Below are 23,666 nucleotides of genomic sequence, written 5' to 3' on the forward strand. Positions count from 1 at the left end.
TCCATCGCCACCTCCGCCATCTGATGCCGGCGGTCGGTGTCGAAGCGCTCTTGCAAATTTCTACAATACGGCTGACGTCGACCCCTATACGCCTGTCCAGGACGTGCAATGCGATCGCGGGGCGGCACAAAATGGTCTTTTCGTGCGATGCTTACGACTCCCACGAGGAGGTCGTGTTCGTTTCTGATCAAAGCTGCGGGCTGCGTGCCTTGATTGCCGTGCATAGCACCGTGCTTGGACCCGCAATCGGCGGGTGCCGCATCCTGCCTTACCCCGACGAGAGTAGCGCTTTGCGCGATGTTTTACGCCTCACGCGGGGCATGGCGTACAAGGCGGCGGCGGCCGATGTGCCGTTCGGCGGGGGCAAGACGGTTGTCTTGGCCGATCCATCGACGCAAAAGTCCCCCGAGCTGTTGCAGGCGTTGGGCCGGTCGATCGACCGGTTGGGAGGCCGCTACATCACTGGCGAGGACGTCGGCACCACCGCCCTGGATATGGCGGAGATCAGACGCTGCACGAAGCACGTGATGGGGCTGCCGGAAGAGCAGGGCGGCAGCGGCGATCCGTCGCCGCGCACGGCGCTCGGCTGCTTTGTCGGGATCGAAGCGAGCGTCCATCACATCTGGAACACGACGGATGTCCGCGGCCTGCGCGTGCTGGTGCAGGGGCTCGGCAATGTCGGATACAAGCTTTGCCGCCTGCTTGCGGACGCCGGTGCGACGCTTCTGGTCTCGGACGTCAGGCGTGATCTCATCGCGAAATGCGTGGATGGGTTCGGCGCGGTCGCCGTCGATCCCGAGGCAGTTATCGACACGCCGGCCGATATCTATGCCCCTTGCGCGCTTGGCGGTGTCATCAACGATCACAGCATCGATCGATTGCGCGTCAGCATCGTCGCCGGAGGCGCCAACAATCAGCTCGAGCATCCTCGTCACGGCGACGCGTTGCGCGCGCGGGGAATCCTCTATGCGCCGGATTATGTGCTCAATGGCGGTGGCATGATCCAGCTCGCAATGGAGCGGTTGGGACGCGGCCGCGAGGAGACCGAGCGACGCGTACGGAATATCGCAAGCACGCTCGCGTCGGTGTATCGAATGGCCGACGCGGAAAATATCGCCACGAATATCGCCGCTGATCGACTGGCGGAGCGAAGGCTGAAGCCCTGCCGGGTGGCGGCATGAGCGAGCGTACGATGCGAGCGCAGTCGATCCTCGGGGAGTTGGTTGCGTTCGATACGTCGGCGCAGTTTTCGAACTTGCCGTTCGTGCAGCGCGTTGCCGATATGCTCGATCGCCCGGGTTGCCGAATCCGGATATTTCATGATGAAAGCGGAACCAAAGCCAACCTTGTCTGTGCGGTAGGGCCTGACGAGGAGGGCGGCATCGTTCTTTCCGGCCACTCGGATGTCGTCGGCGTCGCCGGGCAGTCCTGGAGCAGCGATCCTTTCGTGCTGCGCGAGGATGGTGGTCGCTTGTACGGCCGTGGCGCTGCCGACATGAAGGGATTCATTGCCTGCTGTATCGAGCAGATGAGCGGGCTCTCTCCCGATCGCTTGCGCCGTCCGCTTTATCTGGCATTGTCGTATGACGAGGAATTGGGCTGCGTTGGAGTCCCCAGCCTGATCGCCGGAATGATGCGGCATTTCCCGAGGCCCGCCCTTGCGATTGTCGGTGAGCCGACGGAAATGAAGGTGGTCAGCGTCCACAAGGGTGCCTTTGTGCTTCGCACCTCGTTTCGCGGCCATGCGGCGCATTCGAGCAACCCGTCGGCGGGATTGAGCGCCATTGACCATGCGCATCGCTTCATGTCGTTTCTGTTCGATCTGGCCGCCGATCTGAAGCAGCATCGCAGCTCTTCGGGTGTTGAGCCGCCATACACCACGCTGAACATCGGTATGATCGAGGGTGGCACTTCGCTCAATACGCTTGCGCCGAATTGTACGCTGACATGGGAGTTCCGGCCGATCCCCGAAGTGGACGGACACGCCATCTGCGCTCGCATTGATCAATTCGTGGACCATCTTCGAAACGAAATGAAGGCGAGTGTTAGCCATGCCGATGTCGTCATGGAGCGGGTTGGGACGGTTCTGCCGCTCAGTAGGCAGCCGCGAAACGCGGCGGAGCAGCTCATCGAAAGTCTGACCGGCGCCGCCGCGCCGCCAGCGTCAGTGCCCTTTGGAACGGATGCCGGATATTTTCAGGCGGCCGACATTCCGACGGTCATCATGGGCCCGGGGTCGATCGCCCAGGCGCACCAGCCGGACGAGTGGATCGCCGTAAGCGAACTGCTGGCGGCCAGCGAGTTTCTTTCGCGGGTGGGGGCTAGCGCGACAGCGCCGTCCTAGACGACCCATGCGGTGCGTCAGCGTCCGCATCGAAGATGATGGCCGTGGACCGTCGACATCGGAGGGGATGCCCCTCAGGTTCCGGGTGCGAGCCCTACCAGTCCGATCTTGACCCGGCGGTTGTGCCGGCCCTTGTTGTCGATCTTCAGCACCCGCACCGGGCGCGATCGTCCGGTGGTGGCGAGGTGAGTGCCCCCACACGCCTGTCGGTCGAGCCCTGCAATCTCGACAATGCGGATCATGCCGTCCGAGGTTGGCGGCGGCGCGACGCTGCGGGTCCGGATGAGGCCGTGCTCGTCGATGGCGTCGTCCATCGGCATGTAACTGTCGCCCACGACGAGATCCTGGCGGATCGCATCGTTGATTGGGCCATCGAGAGCCCGGAGCCGATCGTTGTCCGCATCCGGCAGGTCGAAATCCATGCGTGCGGTGCCATCGGGGTTCATTTGTACGCCGGTGACGAGTGCCCCGTCGAACTGTTGATAGACGAAGGCATTCAGGAGATGGGTGTCGGTGTGGAGCTCACGCATCATCTGGCGGAAGTCGGGATCGACCACCGCCTCCACGGGGCCCGCCAGCTCCACGTCGTCAGCCAGCAGAACCCATATCCGTCCGCCGTAGGGTTCGAAGCCGGTGATTGCCACATCCCGGCCTTGCCAGCGAATGAACCCTCGGTCCGGCAATTGCCCTCCGCCGCCCGGAAAGAAGGGGGATCCGGCCAACATCGCCCGTCCAGGCTCGGCCTGGACAATCTCTGTCTCGAGCGTCAGCGTTTCCGGGTTCAGATGGTAGAACGGTCGCGACATGCGTTTCACCTTCGGAGTGGAGCCAGCGCATATCTCGGACGCAATCCGCTCGCGGTATTGGAAAAAATTGATCGCGGACGGCGTCAGCCGGCGGCCCGGGCGTATTGCCGGGGCGTGATCCCGTAGCAACGCTTGAAACTGTGGGTAAAGGCAGCCTGATCATAGAAGCCGCAGGCGATGGCGGTATGCGCGATGGCGTCGCCTCTTGCCAAGTGATCGCATGCGCGCGACAGGCGGATCTGGGTCAGATGGGCATGCGGCGTCAGAGACACCGTCCGCTTGAACAGGCCGATCAGTTGAAACGGAGTCAGTCCGACCTCCGCCGCGATATCGTCGAGCAGGAGCTGCTCATGGTAGCGCTCCCGCATCATCGCATCGACGGTCGCGAACAATGTACGGTCCTTTGGCGCGGCGGGGGGCGGCGGACTGCCGTCGGCATGGCGCTCGAACAGCACGGCGAATGTTTCAAGAAGAAGTTCACGAGTTCGCAAATGGTCGATGTTGCTTTCAAGCTCGCCGTGCAAGTGCAAGAAGCGGCCGATCAGATCCTCGTCGCCGAATTCGTTGTGGCAGAAATAGCCGAGCCTGTCGGTTCCGAGGCCGTTGACGAGTTCGTCAATGGCGCGCTTCGGAATGTAAAATGCGCGATAGCGCCATTCCGTGCTTCGGCCCATCCATCCCGAATGAGGTTCACCGGGATTGAAGACGAGCAGCTTGGACGTCTGGGCGCGGCCGAGCACGCCCCGGCTCTTGATTTCGGCGCCGCCCGCTTCGGTCGCCGCCACGACGAAGCCCTCATGGACATGCGGCGCGAATTCCTGGGTCGTGAATTCCGCGCGCATCAGTGACAGGCCAGGCGTCGCCTGGTCGTTCCAGTAGCGGGCGACATTACGTGGATCGTAGCGGGCCATGACTAGCACTCACCGGACATGCTCGCGTCGAATGTCGGGGCTCTTCGCGATCTTCGGAGCAATAATTGCCGAAGTCAATTATATTATTGCCAAAATCAAGTATCGCGTTTTGCCCGGTCTCTGCAATTTTTGCCCAATAGGCAGGCGGACCGGTTCCCGAGCGGCGGACCAGGACGAGAGCAAGATCGGCTCTCATTGATGCAGGGCATCGGACATCCTTGAATGTCCGGCTTCAGCCCGGCCGGCATGGCGGACAATTTTTTGCAATACGGGCCGTGGCGTCACGGCCGTCTCTCACTCACGTCTTCGCTTCCGCCTCCAGCAGCCGGGCAAGCTCCGTTGCGGTGACCTCGATCGGTCTTCCGCTGCGCTCGACCCGCGCCTGGATTAAAGCTCCCTGAAGCGCGGAGGTGCAGAGGACGGCCAAGGCGTCCGCGCGCGCCTTGGAAAACCCGTCTTCGATCAGCTTGCGGCTCAGGATCGATATGCGCGCGGCATAACCCTTGCGTCCGGCATCGGTGACCGCACGCTCGATAGGCGCGAGCTCGAGGAGTACCGTCGTGATCGGGCATCCGTTGCGGAAGCCGGAGCTGCGCATCCATCCTGCCAATAGGCCGGCATGCGCGCGCAGGAGCTCTCCGGTCGAGCTGTGCTCCAACGCCAGCTTCTCGAGGGTTGTAACGACCCGGGCGGCTGCCTCCTCAACCGCGGCCGCGGCGATCGAGGATTTTCCATCTGGAAAATAGTGATAGAGCGAGCCCTTGGGCGCTCCGCTGACGTCGACAATGTCGTTCAAGCCTGTTCGCGCGTATCCCTGCCGACGGAACAGGGTGAGCGCTGCATTGATGATGGGCTGGCGGTGTTTCGGAACAGCCGGCAATGGCGTCTCCCTCTCGTGGGCCAGAACTATATTGATTGGTCTACATCAGCTTCCCAAGGTCAAGCCGAAACATGACCGGGAGAAGACTTGTGGCCGAAAGGGTGAGTTGCGAAGCGATCAGCTCAAATTCGCCGCGGAAGCCGACTGGGGCATCCGCACCCCGATCCCGCCGAGTCGAACTTTCTCTACTGGCTTGAGCGTGGGGCTCGAAGAAGGCCGCGCCGACCGCGCGCCGTCGAGACGGTAGGGACGCGGGCTTCTGCAGCGGAGATTTGCCGCTCGTTGAGCGCGTCTGCATCCCAGGGCTGCAATGGCGACATCGGCCCTCAAATTTCTACAATATCGCTTCGCTCGCCAGATGCCATCTTGTCGAAGTGCCGACGACGGCGTTTCGCGCGGCAAGGCGTCGGTTGCGTGTCGTCGAGGCGGACGAAAGGAGGCTAACAATGCAGTTTCTCGTGCTGGCTCATGATGCCACCGATGAGGGCGCCAAGGCACGTCGACTGGCTGCGCGTCCGGCACATTTTGCCGGAATCGAGCCGATGGTTGCGCGCGGCGAGTTGCGCGCGGCCGGAGCAATACTCGATGCTGCCGGTGATATGATCGGGTCCGTCGTCTTTGCAGATTTTCCGAGCCGCGGTCATCTCGATGCCTGGCTTGCCCAGGAGCCTTACGTCAGAGAAGGGGTCTGGCAGAGCGTCGAGGTGAAACCCTTTCGGCTTGCCATCCTCGACGGCAAGATCACGCCCTGAGGACGGTTCTGCGCCGCAGCCTTTCAGACTTCGCCCCTCCCGACACGATAATCTCGGTAACAGGGCATTTCCGGGGATGCGAGCTCCTGCATGAGTGGATCAAGGCGGGGAGGCCGGTGGGCCAGAGGGATTGAATCGTAAGCCCTAGACCAAGCCCGGTCCCCCCACGCTCAAGCCGCTACAGGCGGATGACAAGAAGCAATCGCTGCTCGTCGGGGCAGGGGGCCCGACATTAGGAGCTCCGGCAACGCCTCCGACGGATTTTCCGAAGGTGACATAATGCCCCTGTTTTGCCCGACGAGTCAAACGGCGCCGTCACCGGCGTAAATCATTGATTCCGCAGGCCGCGGCTACTGTGCATGGGGTTGTTTTCGATTTTGTTTTGCCGGAGTGCTCGCTCATCCTGCGCCTCGGCGGCTGGACTTCCTGCCCCGGCAGGGTCGGCCGAGCCCGCAGGATGGAGCTCTCAATTCCGGTGCCCCTGCGTACGGCGTCAGCCGGGTGGTTCAATCGACATCGAACTTGACGCCCTGGGCGAGCGGCAGCGTGCGGCCATAATTGACCGTGTTGGTGGCGCGGCGCATGTAGGCCTTCCAGGCATCCGAGCCGGATTCACGTCCGCCGCCGGTTTCCTTTTCGCCGCCGAATGCGCCGCCGATCTCGGCGCCCGAGGGGCCGATGTTCACGTTGGCGATCCCGCAATCGGAGCCGCGCGCCGACAGGAAGGCTTCGGCTTCGCGCAGATCATTGGTGAAGATCGAAGACGACAGGCCCTGCGGGACGGCATTGTGCAATTCGAGCACGGCGTCGAAGTTGCTGTATTTGATGACATAGAGGATCGGCGCAAAAGTCTCGCGCTCGACCGCTGCGGTCTGTGCGCCGATCTCGACCAGCGCCGGGCGTACATAGAACGCCGCGTCGGCACCAGCGACGGCGACGCGCTCGCCGCCGACGATGGCCGCACCTGAGGCCTTGGCTTCGCTCAGTGCACGCTGCATCGCTTCATAGGCGAGGCCGTCGATGAGAGGGCCGACCAGATTGCCGGTGAGGGGATTGCCGACCGATACGGACTGATAGACCTTCTTCAGACGCGGGACGAAGCTTTCATAGACGCTCTCGTGAACGAACAGGCGTCGCAGCGTGGTGCAGCGCTGGCCTGCCGTGCCCATGGCCGCAAAGGCAACGCCGCGCAGCGTCAGGTCGAGATCGGCCGTCGGCGTCACGATCGCCGCGTTGTTGCCGCCGAGCTCCAGAATGGCGCGGGCGAAGCGTTGCGCGAGCTTCGGGGCGACGGCGCGTCCCATGGCGGTCGAACCCGTTGCCGAGACCAGGGGCACCTTGGCGTTGTTGACGAGGGCCTCGCCGATCTCGCGTCCTCCGATCAGCACGGGGGACAAGCCGTCGGGCGCTGCGCCGCCGTCGGCCTTGAAGCGCTCCACCGCGCGTCCGAGCAGCGCGTCCGTCGCCAGTGCGGTGAGAGGAGTCTTCTCCGATGGCTTCCAGACGATGCTGTTGCCGCAAACGAGTGCCAGGGCGGCATTCCAGGCCCAGACCGCGACCGGGAAATTGAACGCCGAGACGATGCCGGTGACGCCGAGCGGATGCCAGGTCTCCGCCATGCGGTGCTCGTGGCGTTCGGTGGCGATCGTCAAGCCGTAGAGCTGCCGGGAAAGCCCCACGGCGTAGTCGCAGATGTCGATCATCTCCTGGACTTCGCCAAGACCTTCGGACTCGATCTTGCCGGCCTCGATGGACACGAGCCGGCCGAGCGCGCGCTTGTTGGCGCGAAGCTCTTCGCCAAGCAGCCGAACGAGTTCGCCGCGCTTGGGGGCGGGGACAAGGCGCCATTGCAGGAATGCTGCGTGGGCCTTGTCGATGACCGAGGCTGCGCCGGCGGCATCGATTTCCCTGACATGGGTCACGGTCTCGCCGGTGATCGGGGTTTTCGCCGCCAGCGTGCCATTACCGTAGCTGGCGCGGTCAACGCCGAGTTCAACCAGCAGCGCGTCGACCTCGGCCTTGAGCGAGAGGTTGCCGGTCTGACTGGATAAGGTGGCGGACATGAGGGGATCTTTCCGAAGGCTGGCGTTGGTTCATGGGGCTGGCTGTCAGCAATGGGCCACGGCGTCGTCGGCGGATTTGCTCAACGGCGGTATGTCCCACCTCATAAAGAGGACAATGGTCAGGCGTTTTCAAACGATAGAAGCTCAACAAGTCATTCCGATGGCGAATGATAGGGGAGTTGAGCGCGGAGGGGGCGATCAGCCGGCACACCCGCCCCTGTCAGGGGGCGGCCTTCAGCGATCTGGCGCCGTTTCCAGAAGAAGCCATTCGCGGAAGGCAACAAGTGGCGGATGAGACGCCCGGTCGGTCGGCCACACCAGATAGTAGGCCTCGGCGCTTTTCATCGGCAGATCGAGCGCGCGCACCAGCTTGCCGGTGCTCAGCTCCTCCTCGATGAGAAATTCGGGAAGCAGCGCTACGCCCAACCCGGAAATTGCCGCCTGCGATGCGGTGGCAAACTGGTCCAACAGCATGCCATGCACGGCATGGGCATCCACGCCGTGCAGCGTCAGCCATTGTTCCCATGCGTCCGGCCGCGTCGTCAGGTGCAGCAGTGGAGCCTTCCGAAGGTCGCTTGCGCGCGCGAAATCATATTGACGTCGCAGCTCGGCGCTGCAGGCCGGGATGACGGTCTCCGACCGCAGTAACGCCAGTTCACCCCCTTGCCATTCCGGGCGCCCGAAATGGATGGCGGCGTCGACAGGCTCCAGCCGGAAGTCGAAGCTCGACAACCGCGTGACCAGATTGATGGTGATGCCGGGGTTGACCGCGAGGAATTTGGGCAGCCGCGGTGCCAGCCATCGTGTGCCGAAGGTCGGAAGGATTGCGAGAGTCAGCGTGCCGCCGAACGGATTAGCGCGCAGATTGAGCGAGGCCGTGCTGATCTTGCGCAGCGCATCGCGTATCTCGCGGGCATAGGCGTCGCCACCCACGGTCAGGCGGATGGTCTGCCGCTCGCGATGAAACAGCTCGACCTCGAGTTGTTCCTCCAGGGCCTTGACCTGGCGGCTCACCGCGCCCTGCGTCAGCGACAGCTCCCTGGCCGCGGCCGTGATGCTCCCGGTCCGCGCCGCCGCTTCAAACGCGGCTAGCAGGGGCAGTGATGGTAAGAAGCGACGGGGGCCTTGCACGTCATTCTCCAGCCGCATGAAGTCTTGACCAAACATGGCTTGGCCCGGCGCAACTGGCAACGCTAGATTGCCACCCGGACCCGCAGTCCAGCCATTCGGCACCCCTGCAACGATCGGCATCTCACTTGCCGAATTGGAATGAACCAGTCAATGCGCCTCGGACAACGCGACCCTGCGGGCAGAAACAGACGAGGACGTCGGAGCCGATGCTAGACAACGCCAGATCCCACGGTCTTTGGGAGTTGACCGCGCCACCGGCACCGGAAACCAGCAGACTGAACGGACCGATCAGGGTCGACACGGCCATCGTCGGCGGCGGGTATACCGGTCTGTCGGCTGCACTCCATCTCGCCGAGGCAGGTGCCAATATCGCACTGCTTGAGGCGGTGGAGATCGGCTTTGGCGGGGCCGGCCGAAACGTCGGCCTGGTCAATGCCGGCATGTGGGTGATGCCGGATGTTCTTGGCGACGTGCTTGGTGGCGACTATGGCGAGCGCCTGCTCGAATTGCTGGGCGACGCCCCGCAATTGGTGTTCGATCTGATCGAGCGCCACCGCATCGAATGCGAGTTGGAGCGTGCTGGCACGCTCCATTGCGCCGTCGGTCTCAACGGGTTGAGGGAGCTGGAGCAGCGTGTGGCGCAGTGGAGCCGTCGCGGCGCGCCGGTGGAGTTGCTCAACGCTGCCGACACTGCCGCGAAAATTGGCTCGTCGGCCTATAAAGGGGCGTTGTGGGATCGGCGCGCAGGCACGATCCAGCCCCTGGCCTATGCGCGTGGCCTTGCCCGCAGCGCTGTGAATGCCGGCGCGAAGATATTCACCCGCAGCGCGGTCACCTCGGCCGAGCGGGTTGATAGAAAGTGGAAGCTGCACGCTGGAGACGGCCACGTCGTCGCCGATCGCGTCATCGTGGCGACGGACGCCTATGCGACGGGGCCCTGGTCCGAAGTCAGAACGGAGCAGATCCATCTGCCCTATTTCAACTTTGCCACCCAGCCATTGTCCGACAACGTTCGCGCATCCATTCTTCCCGAACGGCAGGGCGCCTGGGATACCAATGAGGTGCTGAGTTCGTTTCGCTTCGATCGCGCGGGCCGCCTCGTGTTCGGAAGCTGCGGCGCGCTGCGCGGGACGGGTGCTGCGGTTCATCGGTCCTGGGCACGACGGGCGCTCAAGAAGCTTTTCCCGCAAATCGGCGACGTCAGGTTCGAAGCGGAATGGTACGGCCTGATCGGCATGACCGACGATCACCTGCCGCGCTTCCACAAGCTCGCCGAAAACGTGTTCGGCTTCAGCGGCTACAACGGGCGCGGCATTGCGCCCGGCACGACATTCGGGCGTTTGCTCGCCCTCTATGCGCTCGGACAACTCGACGAGAAAGACCTGCCGCTTCCGGCATCGCCCCCGATCAAGCCGAACTTCCGGAGCGTGAGGACGGCGCTGTACGAGGTGGGGGCGCAGTTCGTCCATCTGATCGAGGCGCGGCTGTAGAGCAGGAATTCCGAAGTGCGACAAAATAATCCTATCGGAAATAAGTTGACGATAGGAAACTTTTGATCAAGGATGGATCTGCGGTCTGGTCCGAACCCGTTAATCTGCGATCCAGACGTCAGCAGGCAGAGGCATGACGGACGGCCCCGAGTACGCTCTGGAGACGCGCGGCCTGAGCCGCGAGTTCGGCGGCTTCTTCGCCGTCAACGGCGTCAACTTTCGCCTTGCCCGCAACAGCATGCACGCCGTGATCGGCCCGAACGGGGCCGGAAAGACCACCCTGTTCAACGTTCTGACGAAATTCCTTCCGCCTTCAGCCGGCACGATCCTGCTCGATGGCCAGGACGTCACCCACCTCAGCATGTCGGCGATGGCCAAGCGCAGCGTGGTGCGCTCCTTCCAGATCTCCGCGGTCTTCGCCGGATTGACTGTGCGCGAGAATATCGAGCTCGCGCTGCTGCGCGAGCATGGTATTGCCTGGAATCTGCTCGGCCGGATTTCGCATCATCGTGGCGTGCTGGAGCGGGCGGACGCGTTGCTCGAGCGCTTCGGCCTGTCCGACGGCGCCGGGACGATGGCGGGTAGTCTTTCCTATGGTCGCAAGCGCGTGCTCGAACTGGCGACGACGCTCGCACTGGAGCCCAGCGTGCTGCTGCTCGATGAGCCGATGGCGGGGCTCGGTCATGAAGATATCGGGCGGGTGACGCAATTGATCCGCGAGGCCGGCAAGGGCCGTACGGTCTTGCTGGTTGAGCATAACATGAGTGTGGTCGCCGAGCTTGCCGACACCATCACCGTGATGGTGCGCGGCGAAGTGCTGGCGCAAGGAAGCTATGCCGAAGTGTCCTCGCGCGCCGACGTGATGGCTGCCTATACGGGGCAGGCGCATGCGTGAGAGCCTCGCGGTCGGCAATCTCCAGGCCTGGTACGGCGAGTCCAAAGTCCTGCACGGGATGGATTTCAGCATCCGCGCCGGCGAGGTGGTGACGCTGCTCGGCCGCAACGGCGCCGGAAAGACCACGACGCTGAAGGCGATCATGGGGCTGCTGGACAGGCGTTCGGGCTCGATCGCACTCGATGGCCACGAACTCATCGGTGCTGCACCTTACGACATCGCGCGCAAGGGCATTGCCTTCTGTCCGGAGGAGCGCGGCATCTTCGCGAGCCTGAGCGTTCGCGAAAACCTGTTGCTGCCGCCGAAAGTCGCCGCCGGCGGCATGACGGTCGCGCAGATCCTCAAGTTGTTTCCGAACCTGAAGGAGCGTCTCGACAGCCAGGGCACCAAGCTGTCCGGCGGCGAGCAGCAGATGCTGGCGCTCGGGCGCATTCTGCACACGGGCGCGCGCATCCTGCTGCTCGACGAGCCGACCGAGGGGCTCGCGCCCGTGATCATCCGCCAGATCGGCCGGACGATCACCGAATTGAAGGCGCTCGGCTTCACCATCCTGCTGGTCGAGCAGAATGTCGGCTTCGCCGCCGGCCTTGCCGACCGCCACTACATCGTGGAGCTCGGCCGCGTCGTCGAGGAAATTCCGGGCGCGGAGTTCGAAGGCAGGTCGGGCGCGCTCAAGAGCTATCTCGGACTTTAAAGGGCATCATGACCACGATCTTCGGCGTCCCTTCCGCAGTGCTCTATGGCCAGCTCCTGCTCGGGCTGATCAACGGCGCCTTCTACGCCATGCTGAGCCTCGGGCTCGCGGTGATCTTCGGCATGATGAACATCGTGAACTTCGCGCATGGCGCGCAATACATGATGGGCGCGATGGGCGCGTGGCTGCTGCTCAATTATCTCGGCGTCGGCTATTGGTGGGCGCTGATCCTGGCGCCGCTCATCGTCGGCGCGATCAGCATCGTGATCGAGGTGTTGCTGCTGCGGCGCCTCTACAAGCTCGATCATCTCTACGGCATGCTGCTCACCTTCGGTCTCGCGCTGATGGTGCAGGGCGCCTTCAGCAACTGGTTCGGATCCTCCGGTCAGCCCTATGCGATTCCGGAGGCGCTGACGGGAGGCCGCAATCTCGGTTTCATGTTCCTGCCGAACTACCGGGCCTGGGTGATCGCCGCCTCGGTCGTGATCTGCCTCGGCACCTGGTACGTCATCGAGCGCACCAAGCTTGGCGCCTATCTGCGCGCCGCGACCGAAAACCCGATGCTGGTTCAGGCCTTCGGCATCCGCGTCCCGCGCATGATCACGCTGACCTACGGCGCCGGCGTCGCGCTCGCCGCGCTGGCGGGCGTGCTGGCCGCACCGGTCTACCAGGTCGGTCCGCTGATGGGCGCAGATCTCTTGATCGTCGTTTTCGCGGTGGTGGTGATCGGCGGCATGGGGTCGATCATGGGCGCGATCGTGACCGGATTCCTCGTCGGCATCATCGAGGGGCTGACGAAGGCCTTCTATCCCGAAGCCTCGACGACGGTTGTCTTTGTCGTGATGGCGGTGGTGCTGTTGATCCGTCCGGCCGGATTGTTCGGCTCCAGTCTCGAGGCGGCGCAGGGGCAACCGCAGTCCAGCCTGTCGGCGACTGCGCCGTCAATGCGTACGCAGATGCTGATGTTCCTGGCGCTCGCCTGCTGTCTCGCGGCCGCGCCGCTCGTCGTCTATTCCGGCTTCATGATGAAGGCGATGATCTTCGCGCTGTTCGCCTGCGCCTTCAATCTGGTCGCCGGATATGGGCGGCTAGTCTCCTTCGGCCACTCGATGTTCCTGGGCTCGGCCGGCTATGTCTGCGGCCATGCCGCGAAGATCTGGGGTTTGTCTCCCGAACTTGCGATCCTTGCCGGGACTGTAACGGCGGCAATGCTCGGCCTCGTCACCGGCTGGCTCGCCATTCGTCGCAGCGGCATCTACTTCGCCATGGTGACGCTCGCTTTCGCGCAAATGGTCTATTTCGTGGCGCTTCAGGCGCGTTTCACCGGCGGCGAAGACGGGTTGCAGGCGGTTCCCCGTGGCATGCTGTTCGGCCTGATCGACCTTTCGCGACCGGAAAATCTCTACGGCTTCGTGCTGGCGATATTCCTCGGCGGGTTCTTCCTCATCATGCGGCTGGTGGGCTCGCCGTTCGGGCGCGTGCTGAAGGCGATCAGCGATCATGACGTGCGTGCCCAGTCGCTGGGCTTTGAAACCAATCGCTACAAGCTTGTCGCCTTTGTGCTCTCCGCGGCGCTGGCGGGGCTTGCGGGGTCGACCAAGGCGATCGTCAGCCAGCTCGCCAGCCTCACGGACGTGCACTGGTCGATGTCGGGCGAAGTGCTGCTGATGACATTTCTCGGCGGCGTCGGCACGCTCTACGGCCCGCTGGTCGGCGCCTTCATCGTCGTTGCGATGCAGAACTATCTGGCGGCATTCGGGCAATGGGTCACCGTCATTCACGGCCTGATCTTCGTGCTCTGCGTGCTCGCCTTCCGGCGCGGTATCGTCGGCGAATGGATCGAGCTCTGGCATCGCCTGCGCCGGACACCGGCGGCGGTGCCCGCCGCACTCCGCGAGGTGGCGGTCGCACCGCAGGAGTGAGCGGAGACATTTTCGAACAAAGGCCTCGCCGTCCGGCGAAGCGAGACAAGACCGGGCCAAAACCCGCTCCGACGAGCGGATCTGACAACAGGGAATAGATCATGCGACAGACGCCTTCCAAATCCTTGCGCGGGATCGCGGCCGCGCTCTGCCTGGGCTCGTTCGCCGTCGGCGGTCAGGCCGCTGCCCAGGTCAGCGACGACGTGGTCAAGATCGGTGTGTTGACCGACATGTCCGGCCAGTATTCCGACCTGAACGGACCTGGCTCGCTCCTGGCCGCTCAGATGGCGGCGGCCGATTTTGGCGGCAAGGTTCTCGGCAAGCCCATCGAGATCATTGGCGCCGATCATCAGCAAAAGGCCGACATCGGCATCGGCATCGCGCGGCGCTGGATCGAGAACGAGAAAGTCGATGCGATCTCGGACGTGACCAACAGCGCGATTGCGCTCGCGGTGCAGCAGCTCACGCGCGACACCAACCGCGTCGTGCTGTTCTCGTCGCCCGGCACGACGGATCTGACCGGCAAGCAGTGCTCGCCGACCGGCTTTCAGTGGGTTTATGACAACTATTCCAACGCGGTCGGACCGATGAAGGCCCTGATCGACAAGGGCAACGATACGTTCTTTATCGTCACCGCCGACTTCGCCTTCGGACACTCGCTCGAGAAGATTGCGAGCGAGGCGATCAAGGCGAATGGCGGCAAGGTTCTGGGTACCGTCCGCCATCCCTTCGGCGCGAACGATCTCTCGGCGTTCCTGCTGCCGGCGCAAGCGTCGAAAGCCAAGGTCATTGTGCTCGCCACTGCCGGCAAGGACATGACGACGGCGATCAAACAAGCCAATGAGTTCGGTATCATTGCGGGTGGCCAGGCCATATCGGCGCCGGTGGTGTTCATCACCGACGTCCACGCCCTTGGCCTGTCGACCGCTCAAGGGATCTCGTTCATCGAGGGTTTTTATTGGGACCAGAACGACGAGACACGCGCCTTTGCCAAGCGCTTCTTCGAGGTGCGCAAAGCGATGCCGACCGCACCCCAGGCCGGCGTCTATTCCTCGATCCGGCACTATCTCAAGGCGATCCAGGCCGCCGGCACCGATGAAGCCAAGGCCGTGGCTGCCAAGATGCGCGAACTGCCCGTCGACGACTTCTTCGCCAAGGGCGGCAAGGTGCGCGAGGACGGCCGCATGGTCCACGACATGTTGCTGGTCCAGGTCAAGAAACCTTCCGAATCGAAGCAGCCATGGGACTATTATAATGTGGTGGCGACCGTGCCCGGGGAGCAGGCCTTTCAATCTCTTGCCCAGAGTGAATGCCCGCTCGTAAAGAAGTGAGGCGAGGCCCCGGCGACGTCGCGCCGCCGGGGCTGCACATACGCAATAAGAGGGAGAGGGCCGCGATGAAGAAGACTGCGACGCGACCGTCGCTGAGGGAGACCGCGGCCGCCGAGATCGTTCCGGCGCGTTTCTCGACTGACGTCGCGCCGGCCAAGGCAAGCGACGATCTCGGTCAGAGGCTGAAGCGCGTACGGATCGACAAGGGTTGGACCTTAAAAGAGGTGAGCGAGCGCACCGGGGTCGCGCGCTCGACCCTGTCGAAGATCGAGAACGGCCAGATGTCGCCGACCTATGACGTGCTTCAGAAGATCACGCGCGGGGTCGATCTCGACATCGTCGAGCTGTTCGACCAGCGTCGCCAGAGCGCGCCCTTTGGGCGCCGCAGCGTCACCCGTCGCGGCGAGGGCAAGCCGCATCCGACCGATACCTACGACTACGAGGTGCTGGCGACCGACCTTTCGCAAAAACACATCCTGCCATTCAAGGCGCGGATCAGGGCGCGCAGCCTGGACGATTTCCCCGGCTGGGTGCGCCACGAGGGCGAGGAGTTCTTGTGCGTTCTGTCCGGAACCGTCCGGGTGTTCACGGAGTTCTATGCTCCCGTCACGCTCGAAGTAGGCGACAGCACCTATTTCGACAGCAAGATGGGCCACGCCATCGTGTCGTTGAGCAAGGAGGATGCCGAAGTCATCTGGATTTGCACCGGCATCAGCGCACTTTCATGATTAGGACGGAATGATACCGATGCTGCGCAGTTACTCCGCTGCCGACGTCCATGCCGCGCTTGCCTTTCCCAGGTTGATCGAGGCATTGCGCGAAGCCTTCAGGCGCGATAGCGAGCCGATGCCGTTACGGCAGGCCTACGAGGTCGGCGTCGACGGCGCGCCCGCCAGTCTCCTGACGATGCCGGCCTGGATTCGCGGTGAGGCGCTTGGCGTCAAGCTCGTCACGGTGTTTCCGCAGAATGCCGAACGTGGTCTCGGGGCGGTGTCGTCGCTCTATTTCCTGCTTGATGGCCAGACCGGCCAGCCGCGCGCCATGATCGACGGCGAAGCCCTGACCAACCGGCGCACTGCGGCCGCCTCGGCGCTGGCATCCGACTATCTGTCGCGCGCCGACAGCCGCACGCTGCTTGTCGTCGGAACTGGCCATCTCGCGCCCCACCTCGTCGCAGCCCACTGCGCCATACGTCCGCTCGAGAGGGTGCTGGTCTGGGGACGCAATCCTGAGCGCGCGCGAGCCCTGGCCGACACGCTCGTCCGGCAGGGCATCAACGCGGCCCCTGCGGCAGACCTGGCCGAAGCCCTGCCGCTGGCTGACATCGTCAGCTGCGCGACGACCTCGACCGAGCCTCTGGTCAAGGGGGCGCTGCTGCGGCCGGGAACCCATCTCGACCTCGTCGGTGCGTTCAGGCCGCAGATGCGCGAAAGCGACGATGAGGCCGTCTTGCGCAGCCGCGTCTTCGTTGACACTTACGCCGGAGCGCTCGCCGAGGCGGGGGACCTGCTGCAACCCATCGCCGCCGGAAGCTGGAGCGCCGACAGGATCTGCGGCGATCTCCACGAACTGACAAATGGCACGAAGCCCGGCCGCCTTGATCGCAACGAGATCACCCTGTTCAAATCGGTCGGTGCGGCGATCGAGGATCTCACGGCTGCCAGCCTGCTGGCCAGTCCGAGTGCTTCCATAAGGTCTCCCGCGTGAGGGTGCGCGACAACGAAGGCTGACGATGTCCAAGCAGGAAAAGCTCGGCTTCTGTACGTTGTGCCGCTCCCGCTGCGGTACCATCAATGTGGTCGAGAATGACAGGCTGGTCGCTGTGCGGCCGAATCCGGCCCATCCGACCGGCAAGGCGTTGTGCCCAAAGGGCAGGGCGGCTCCGGAGATCGCGCACTCGGCACGGCGCCTGAAGACGCCATTGCGCCGCACCGCGCCGAAGGGGGCCGTCGATCCGGGCTTCGTGCCGATATCCTGGGACGAGGCACTGAGCGAGATCGCCGAACGGATGGGGCGCTACCGCGAGGAGACCGGGCCGGAATCGGTCGCGTTTGCGGTGACCTCCGGCTCTTCGTCCTCGACATCCGACAGTCTCGACTGGATCCAGCGCTTCATCCGCGGCTTCGGCAGCCCGAACAACTGCTTTTCCACCGAGATCTGCAACTGGCACAAGGACCACGCGCACGCCTTCACCTTCGGCTGTGGCCTGCCGACAGCAGACTATCGGAACTCAGAACTGATCCTGCTCTGGGGCCACAACCCCGCCAATGTCTGGCTCGCGCAAGCGGAAGCGATCAGCGCCGCGCGGGCGCGGGGCGCCAAGCTCGCCGTGATCGATCCGCGCCGGACCGGCTCGGCGCGCGACGCTGATTTGTGGCTGCGCATCCGCCCCGGCACCGATGCGGCGCTGGCGCTCGGGCTCGCGCGCTGGCTCATCGTCAACCGGGCCTATGACGCCGACTTCGTGCGGCACTGGACCAACGCTGCCTTCCTGGTCCGCAACAGCGACGGCTGCTTCCTGCGCGCCGGCGATGTCGGGCTCGAAGGCGACGGTTTTCTGGTTTGGGACGAGGCCGCGGGCAGGGCGGTCCTGGCTGAGGCGGGGCTCGCGGCAGCTGCGCTCGAAGGAAGCTTCGACATCGCCGGTCTCGACGGCCCCATCGCCTGCCGCACCGGGTTCGATCACTATGTCGCGGCAGCCGAACCCTACGATCCCGCGATGGTGGAGTGCATCACCGGCATTCCGGCGGCACAGGTCGAGCAACTCGCGGCCACGATCTCGGCTGCGGGGTCGGTCTGCTATCATGGCTGGACCGGGCTCGGACAGCACAGCAATGCGTCGCAGACCGAACGCGCGGTCGCCACGCTCTATGCATTGACCGGCCATTTCGATGCGCCGGGCGGCAATGTCAGGATGCCGAGCCTTCCGGTCCCGTCGCTGCATTCGATGGCGATGATCCCGCCGGAGGCACGCGCACGCACGCTCGGGCTTTCGGAGCGCCCGCTCGGGCCGCCGGTCGACGGCTGGATCACCTCCAGCGATTTCTACGACGCGGCCCTGACCGGAAAACCCTATCGCGTGCGCGCGCTGTTTGCGTTCGGCTCCAATTTGCTGGTCTCGCATCCGGCGCCGGAGCGCGGGCGCGAGGCGCTGAAGGCGCTCGACTTCCAGGTCCATTGCGATCTGTTCCTGAACCCGACTGCCGAGATGGCCGACATCGTGCTGCCGGTGTCGAGTCCCTGGGAGCACGAGGCGCTCCGCCTCGGTTTCGAGATCTCGCCGGAGGCGCAGGAACTGGTGCAGTTGCGCCCGCAGATGATTCCGCGCCAGGGCGAGGCGCGCTCGGACATGTGGATCGTGTTCCAGCTCGCCAAGCGGCTCGGCATGGGCGAGCTGTTCTTTGACGGCGATGTCGAGAAGGGTTTTGAACATCTGCTCGCTCCGCTCGGCCTCGATCTTGCGACGCTACGGGCCAGGCCCGAAGGCATTCGCGTGCCGCTCAAGCATACCAATCGCAAATACCAGTCGACCGGATTTGCCACGCAAACCGGCAAGGCCGAGCTCTATTCGGAACTGCTGCATCGCCATGGCTATCCGGCGGTGCCGCGCTTCGTCGAGCCCGCCGAGCGGCGTGATGATGCGTTTCCGCTGACGCTGTTTTCCGCCAATAGCGGCTATTTCTGTCACAGCCAGCATCGCGGCATCAACGCACTGCGCCGCAAACGCGCCGAGCCGACCGCCGAGATCCATCCCGAACTCGCCCGTCGCAAGAATATCCTGGAGGGTGACTGGATGCTGGTGCGCAGCCGGTTCGGCACAATCCGGATGCGCGCCGTCTTTGACGATGCGCTCGCGCAGGATGTGGTGGCGAGCGATTATGGCTGGTGGCAGCCTGCGCCGGATCTCGGCCTGCCGGGCTATCTGCCGGACGAGACCCGGCCTGTCGGCGCTGGCTTCAACGCCATCATCTCGGAACGCGGGCGTGATCCGCTCAGCGGATCGCTGGCGCTGCGCTCCTTTGCCGGCGATATCGAACGTGACGAGAGCACCGCATGGCAGGGCTGGCGTTCCTTCGTCGTGGCGGAGCGCCGCGCGGAATGTGCCGATGTGGTGGGGCTGACATTACGGCCCGTCGACGGCGGTTCACTTCCGGCGTTTCGGCCAGGCCAATATGTTGGCGTCCGGATCGGTGGGGCGATCCGGTCGTATTCGCTCACCGGGGCCGCGATTCCAGCGCCCGATGCCTATCGCATCGGCGTCAGGCACATCGAGGGCGGGCAGGTGTCAACGACGGTCAGGCACGCTCTCGCAGCGGGCGACACCGTCGAATTGCAGTCACCGAAAGGCGGCTTCGTGCTGCCGTTGCACAACGAGTTTCCGGTTGTCCTGATTGCCGGCGGTATCGGAATCACGCCGTTCCTGTCCTATCTCGAAACGCTCGAGGGTGGTGCCGACGAGCCGCGCGTCACATTGCACTATGGCTGCCGGGATGGCGAAAGCCGGCCCTTCCACCACCAGCTTGAAGCGTTGCGGCAGAGGTTGCCGAACCTGACGCTGGTGACCCATCTCAGTCGCCCGCAGAGCGGCGACCGTTTCGACCGGTTCGGCCGGTTCACCGTTGCGGATATTGACGCGGAATTGCTGCGCAAGCGCGCGCGCTTCTACCTGTGTGCGTCGGATGCGATGATGGACGAAGTCGGCCAGGCTCTGCAAGCGCGCGGCGTACCGGTCTTCGAGATTTTCAAGGAGCGCTTCCGCACGCCTGTGCCGCCCGCGCTCGATGATCTCATGTCGCGCCAGATCCATTTTGCCCGCTCGGGGCGCACACTGACGTGGTCTCCGCAGGCGCCGCTCCCCAGTATTCTCGCGGCAGCCGAAAGCGCCGGCATTGCGATTCCGAGCGGCTGCCGTGTCGGACAATGCGAGAGCTGTGCCGTGCCAATTAAAACCGGCGAGGTCCGCCATCTCGTCGATTGCTCGGAGTTGGATGAGGGGCATTGCCTGACTTGTCAGGCGGTTCCACTTTCCGATCTCGTCATCGACGCATGACGAGGCAGCGGAAGCTCGTATGTACCCGGGCCTTCGTGTGCACCCATGTGTGCACTCAGAATGCATTTGTGACGATTTGGCTTCCAATGGTGGCGGATATGATCCTAGAAGAACCCGAAGTAAACGAGGTCGCTCGGGATAAATTTGCCAGTCGGTCCAACTCTTTATAAGATCGGTTTGAGGCATAAAAGATTAATGAGATGAATGGCTTAGACTGTCGTTTCTCCGTGGCCCCGATGATGGATTGGAGCGAGAGTTAAAGATTTTCAATTGGTTGGATGGCGTCGTGTGCACAAAGTGTGCACCGGGAGATCAAGAAAAATCTTGCGACAGCCAGCGTGAGCAAGCTCTGTGAAGTGGATCGGGCGGTCGCGGAGAGCGCCATTTCTTTGCCACGCATTGGCGCAGCTACACTTGCGGTTACCCTCCGAGGCGCCGCGGCCGCAGCTTGGTGCGCATAAAATCGGCGATTGAGCCCGCCCTTCGGGGCGCCGTCCTTCCGGGCGGACACAGAGTCGCAAGATTTTTGAATGGCCGGCACTGAACGCGGTCCCGCGGTTCGTCGATTTCAACGCGCGCCTACGACGATGGAGGCGAAGCGCTAACGCGTAAGTCACTGCGCAGGAACGCCGCCGCTCAACCTACTCGACCGCGAAGTCGCGCTGGTCGGGGTTGTGGAGTTTTCGGCGACACTCGGTCATCGCGGGTCCGGAGGCGGCTGGTGCGAAGTCGCAAGCTTCTTACGCGAGGCACCGGCCTTGCGGATGACGCCCTCACTGGGCTCTTTGGTCGCTAAAAGCAAAGCGGCACTTACGAACCAGCGCCAGTTTGCAAGTGTGTGCTGCATCCGATCGCGGAGTTGAGCCTCACAATCCTTATTGCAACATCAACGATCGTCAACGGCGAGGAGCCGTCGTGGACTAGAATGCTTACAAGAACAGCGGCGCGTCACACGAGCTGAGATAGGCCGGAAAAATGAGTGTGTCGCAGGCGGCATTCCATGTCGGTATGGCCCCGCCCATTTTGCAACCATTTTCGCAAACGTTTTGGTGTCTCGCCCTGTAGCCTGCGCTGATGGCGGGTGGCACATGGCAAGCAGTTTGTAGGTCTACTAATCTTGATCGAAAGCGAGAGTCCGGCGAACGAAAGCCTGCCAATAGGTCGCACGCGGGCACCGTGCCAGTAAGGAATTCGGCGGCGCTTCTTGCCGCGCGCTGGAAGCGACTGTCAGTGCGACCAACCTGCTCAATGAAAAATATGTCTCCGCCTGCGCTCCGCCCATCAGTGCTTCTGAGGAGGCGCTCGGACAAGCGTGGCCATGGCTTCCTTGAGGTCGTGACGAGCGCGCAACGGACCTGAGGATCGGGCATGAAGCACGTGACGGACATCCAGATACGGCAGTACGCGGTCGAATTCGGCACGCGTCAAACCGAAGTGCAGCGGAAGCTGCGCGAGGAAACCCTGGCGCTGCCCGAAGGCAACATGGTGACATCGCCTCCTGCCGGCCAGTTGCTCGCTTTCCTGATGAAGACAATCGGTGCGAAGCGGGTGCTGGAGATCGGCACCTACACCGGCTACAGCGCGCTTGCCATGGCGCTCGCGTTGCCGCCGGGCGGTCGGCTCATCACGCTGGATGCAAGCGAGGAATGGACGGCGGTCGCGCGCTCTTACTGGCGGAAGGCGGGGGTGACAGACCGCGTCGCGCTCAAGCTCGGTGATGCCATCGCATCGCTCGAGCGCCTTTTTGGCGATGAAGGCGAGGGAACTTTCGATTTCGTCTACATCGATGCCGATAAGGAAAATTACGACACCTATTACGAGTACAGCCTGCGTCTTGTCCGGCCGGCTGGACTGATTTGCTTCGACAACGTGTTCTGGGGGCGATCGGTCGCCGATCCTCAAGACCACAGCTCGGAGACCGTGGCTATGCGCCGCCTCAATGTGAAGATCCGCGACGATGAGCGGGTCGACATGTCCATGTTGCCGCTTGGCGACGGGATGACCCTGGTTCGCCGCCGATCCTGAGCGGCTGGTGGATCCGGGTATCGAGGTGACGCGACGGACACGCGACAGCTTCGCGACCGCACCGCTTACAGGAATCTGCCGGACCGATTGATGATCGCCGGGGCGGTGTCGGGAGGCGACAGATATTCCATCCACAACGAACGCCGGAGCGCAGCATGGCAACTCCACTTATCTGGATCGACGACGAGGGGCAGGCGGAGCCTGCACTCGCCCGTCCAATTCCCTTTGTCTTGAAGACGGCTGGCGAGACGATGCTCGCGCTCGGACAGATTGCGACCTTGGGCGATGGTGCGCTTGCCAACCTTGCGGAGCTCACGGCCGATTTCTTCGACAAGCAAACGGAAGGGCCAGATGTTCTCGTTGGCGCTCTGCCATTCGATCCAAAGCAGACATCGCATCTTGTTCAGCCCGAACGCGTTCTTCGCGTCCAGGGGAAGCATGACATCGGTGCCATCCCCGGTCTCGGCGGCGGCGCATCATCGCACGCGGTCGCCTCCAGGGTCCTGTCGGTCGATCCGGACCCGTCTGCTGCCGAGTTTGCCAAAGCGGTTTCTGTCGCTCTCGACCAGTTGAACGCGCCGAGCGCCACCTTGCGCAAGGTCGTCCTGTCACGCAGCCTGAAGGTGACGGCGAACCGCGATTTCTCCGCGGCTGACCTGATGCGCAAGCTTTCCGCGGATGAAAGTGTCACGGTCTTTGCGACCCCTTTGCCGGCACGTTCGCATCGGCTCCGCAGCCTCATCGGCGCAACGCCGGAACTCCTTCTCGAGAAGCGGGGCGGGCATGTCATCTCTCATCCGCTCGCGGGCTCGGCCCGTCGCCATCGGGACACGGAGGAGGACCGCAAGGCTGGTGCCCGACTTCTCGCCTCCGACAAGGATCGCCGCGAGCATGCAATGGTGGTCGAGGCCATTCTGGACATCCTCGCGCCGTATTGCGCCGATCTTTCAGCGCCCGAGGGCACCTGTTTGCGGGCAACGGCAAGCATGTGGCATCTCGGCACGCGTATCGTCGGTCAGCTCAAGGACGCCTCGCTGTCATCAGCCCATTTCGCCGGCCTCCTGCATCCGACGCCTGCGGTTTGCGGCCTGCCGCGCAATCTCGCAAACGACCAGATCGTGAAACTCGAGCCCTATGATCGCGAGTTCTACGCCGGCGCCGTCGGCTGGTGCGACTCGGCCGGTGACGGGCGATGGCATGTATCCATCCGTTGCGCCGAACTCGACGGCAATCACGCGCGGCTCTATGCCGGCGCCGGCATCGTGCCGGGATCTACGCCGGCGGGCGAGGTGATCGAGACCTCCGCCAAGTTCCGCGCAATGCTGGATGCCTTCGGCATTGATAGCGGCAGGTTTGACGAGTGAGGCCCGCC

18 protein-coding genes and 1 pseudogene are annotated in these 23,666 nt (G+C 63.6%); 14 read left to right on the forward strand and 5 right to left on the reverse strand.

All coding sequences use genetic code 11. The features are described 5' to 3' along the window. The first annotated feature begins 173 nt into the window (after window positions 1-173). Together AC1RUR_RS07695 and argE are read left to right on the forward strand one after the other, a co-directional pair. Window positions 174-1,181 (forward strand): Glu/Leu/Phe/Val family dehydrogenase, encoded by a 1,008-nt coding sequence (locus tag AC1RUR_RS07695; RefSeq protein ID WP_492842506.1) that lies wholly within the window; start codon window positions 174-176, stop codon window positions 1,179-1,181. Further along, the gene (gene argE, locus AC1RUR_RS07700) at window positions 1,178-2,344 is read left to right on the forward strand and encodes an acetylornithine deacetylase (RefSeq protein ID WP_492842507.1); all 1,167 of its coding nucleotides are present in this window, start codon (window positions 1,178-1,180) and stop codon (window positions 2,342-2,344) included. The genes AC1RUR_RS07695 and argE overlap by 4 nt, the downstream gene beginning before the upstream one ends. Before the next feature lie 74 nt (window positions 2,345-2,418). On the opposite strand, the gene AC1RUR_RS07705 is transcribed toward argE, so the two are convergent. The 3 genes from AC1RUR_RS07705 to AC1RUR_RS07715 form a co-directional block, all read right to left on the reverse strand. Beyond that, complete coding sequence (locus AC1RUR_RS07705) at window positions 2,419-3,150, reverse strand: alanyl-tRNA editing protein (protein WP_492842508.1); 732 nt, start codon at window positions 3,148-3,150, stop codon at window positions 2,419-2,421. A gap of 83 nt (window positions 3,151-3,233) precedes the next feature. Continuing rightward, entirely contained in the window at window positions 3,234-4,061 is an 828-nt protein-coding gene (locus tag AC1RUR_RS07710) for a helix-turn-helix transcriptional regulator (protein ID WP_492842509.1), read from the reverse strand. 298 nt (window positions 4,062-4,359) lie between these two features. Next, window positions 4,360-4,941 (reverse strand): TetR/AcrR family transcriptional regulator, encoded by a 582-nt coding sequence (locus tag AC1RUR_RS07715; protein ID WP_492842510.1) that lies wholly within the window; start codon window positions 4,939-4,941, stop codon window positions 4,360-4,362. Between the two features lie 446 nt (window positions 4,942-5,387). Here AC1RUR_RS07715 and AC1RUR_RS07720 point away from each other — a divergent pair, with 446 nt between their 5' ends. After that, on the forward strand, window positions 5,388-5,693 hold the full coding sequence (locus tag AC1RUR_RS07720; RefSeq protein WP_492842511.1) for a YciI family protein: 306 nt from the start codon (window positions 5,388-5,390) through the stop codon (window positions 5,691-5,693). A 506-nt stretch (window positions 5,694-6,199) separates the two neighbouring features. Here AC1RUR_RS07720 and amaB read toward each other — a convergent pair. Continuing rightward, complete coding sequence (gene amaB, locus AC1RUR_RS07725) at window positions 6,200-7,756, reverse strand: L-piperidine-6-carboxylate dehydrogenase (protein ID WP_492842512.1); 1,557 nt, start codon at window positions 7,754-7,756, stop codon at window positions 6,200-6,202. Window positions 7,757-7,990: 234 nt separating this feature from the next. After that, entirely contained in the window at window positions 7,991-8,923 is a 933-nt protein-coding gene (locus tag AC1RUR_RS07730) for a LysR family transcriptional regulator (RefSeq protein ID WP_492842513.1), read from the reverse strand. A 170-nt stretch (window positions 8,924-9,093) separates the two neighbouring features. Between AC1RUR_RS07730 and AC1RUR_RS07735 the strand changes: the two genes are divergently transcribed. The 11 genes and pseudogenes from AC1RUR_RS07735 (at window position 9,094) to AC1RUR_RS07785 (ending at window position 23,658) form a co-directional block, all read left to right on the forward strand. Further along, window positions 9,094-10,377 carry an NAD(P)/FAD-dependent oxidoreductase gene (locus AC1RUR_RS07735; protein WP_492842514.1) on the forward strand — a complete coding sequence of 428 codons (1,284 nt, stop codon included), beginning with the start codon at window positions 9,094-9,096 and terminating at the stop codon, window positions 10,375-10,377. 133 nt (window positions 10,378-10,510) lie between these two features. Then, the gene (locus AC1RUR_RS07740; protein WP_492842515.1) at window positions 10,511-11,272 is read left to right on the forward strand and encodes an ABC transporter ATP-binding protein; all 762 of its coding nucleotides are present in this window, start codon (window positions 10,511-10,513) and stop codon (window positions 11,270-11,272) included. Beyond that, the gene (locus AC1RUR_RS07745; RefSeq protein WP_492842516.1) at window positions 11,265-11,966 is read left to right on the forward strand and encodes an ABC transporter ATP-binding protein; all 702 of its coding nucleotides are present in this window, start codon (window positions 11,265-11,267) and stop codon (window positions 11,964-11,966) included. The genes AC1RUR_RS07740 and AC1RUR_RS07745 overlap by 8 nt, the downstream gene beginning before the upstream one ends. 8 nt (window positions 11,967-11,974) lie before the next feature. Continuing rightward, a pseudogene (locus tag AC1RUR_RS07750) lies at window positions 11,975-12,850 on the forward strand (branched-chain amino acid ABC transporter permease); the annotation flags it as partial. A 141-nt stretch (window positions 12,851-12,991) separates the two neighbouring features. Continuing rightward, the gene (locus AC1RUR_RS07755) at window positions 12,992-13,888 is read left to right on the forward strand and encodes a branched-chain amino acid ABC transporter permease (protein ID WP_492843130.1); all 897 of its coding nucleotides are present in this window, start codon (window positions 12,992-12,994) and stop codon (window positions 13,886-13,888) included. Window positions 13,889-13,989: 101 nt separating this feature from the next. Beyond that, entirely contained in the window at window positions 13,990-15,219 is a 1,230-nt protein-coding gene (locus AC1RUR_RS07760; RefSeq protein ID WP_492842517.1) for an ABC transporter substrate-binding protein, read from the forward strand. A gap of 65 nt (window positions 15,220-15,284) precedes the next feature. After that, window positions 15,285-15,947, forward strand: a complete 663-nt coding sequence (locus AC1RUR_RS07765; protein WP_492842518.1) for a helix-turn-helix domain-containing protein — start codon at window positions 15,285-15,287, stop codon at window positions 15,945-15,947. A 10-nt stretch (window positions 15,948-15,957) separates the two neighbouring features. Beyond that, window positions 15,958-16,926: a bifunctional Delta(1)-pyrroline-2-carboxylate/Delta(1)-piperideine-2-carboxylate reductase gene (gene lhpI / locus AC1RUR_RS07770; RefSeq protein ID WP_492842519.1), complete on the forward strand. Its 969-nt coding sequence runs from the start codon at window positions 15,958-15,960 to the stop codon at window positions 16,924-16,926. 25 nt (window positions 16,927-16,951) lie between these two features. After that, on the forward strand, window positions 16,952-20,269 hold the full coding sequence (locus AC1RUR_RS07775) for a molybdopterin-dependent oxidoreductase (protein WP_492842520.1): 3,318 nt from the start codon (window positions 16,952-16,954) through the stop codon (window positions 20,267-20,269). 1,368 nt (window positions 20,270-21,637) lie between these two features. Beyond that, window positions 21,638-22,294: an O-methyltransferase gene (locus AC1RUR_RS07780; RefSeq protein WP_492842521.1), complete on the forward strand. Its 657-nt coding sequence runs from the start codon at window positions 21,638-21,640 to the stop codon at window positions 22,292-22,294. Between the two features lie 251 nt (window positions 22,295-22,545). Next, a complete protein-coding gene (locus AC1RUR_RS07785) occupies window positions 22,546-23,658 on the forward strand; it encodes an isochorismate synthase (protein ID WP_492842522.1) in 1,113 nt (370 codons plus the stop codon). Window positions 23,659-23,666 lie beyond the last annotated feature (8 nt).

The sequence above is a fragment of the Bradyrhizobium sp. GW821-FHT12B03 genome (assembly GCF_058807535.1).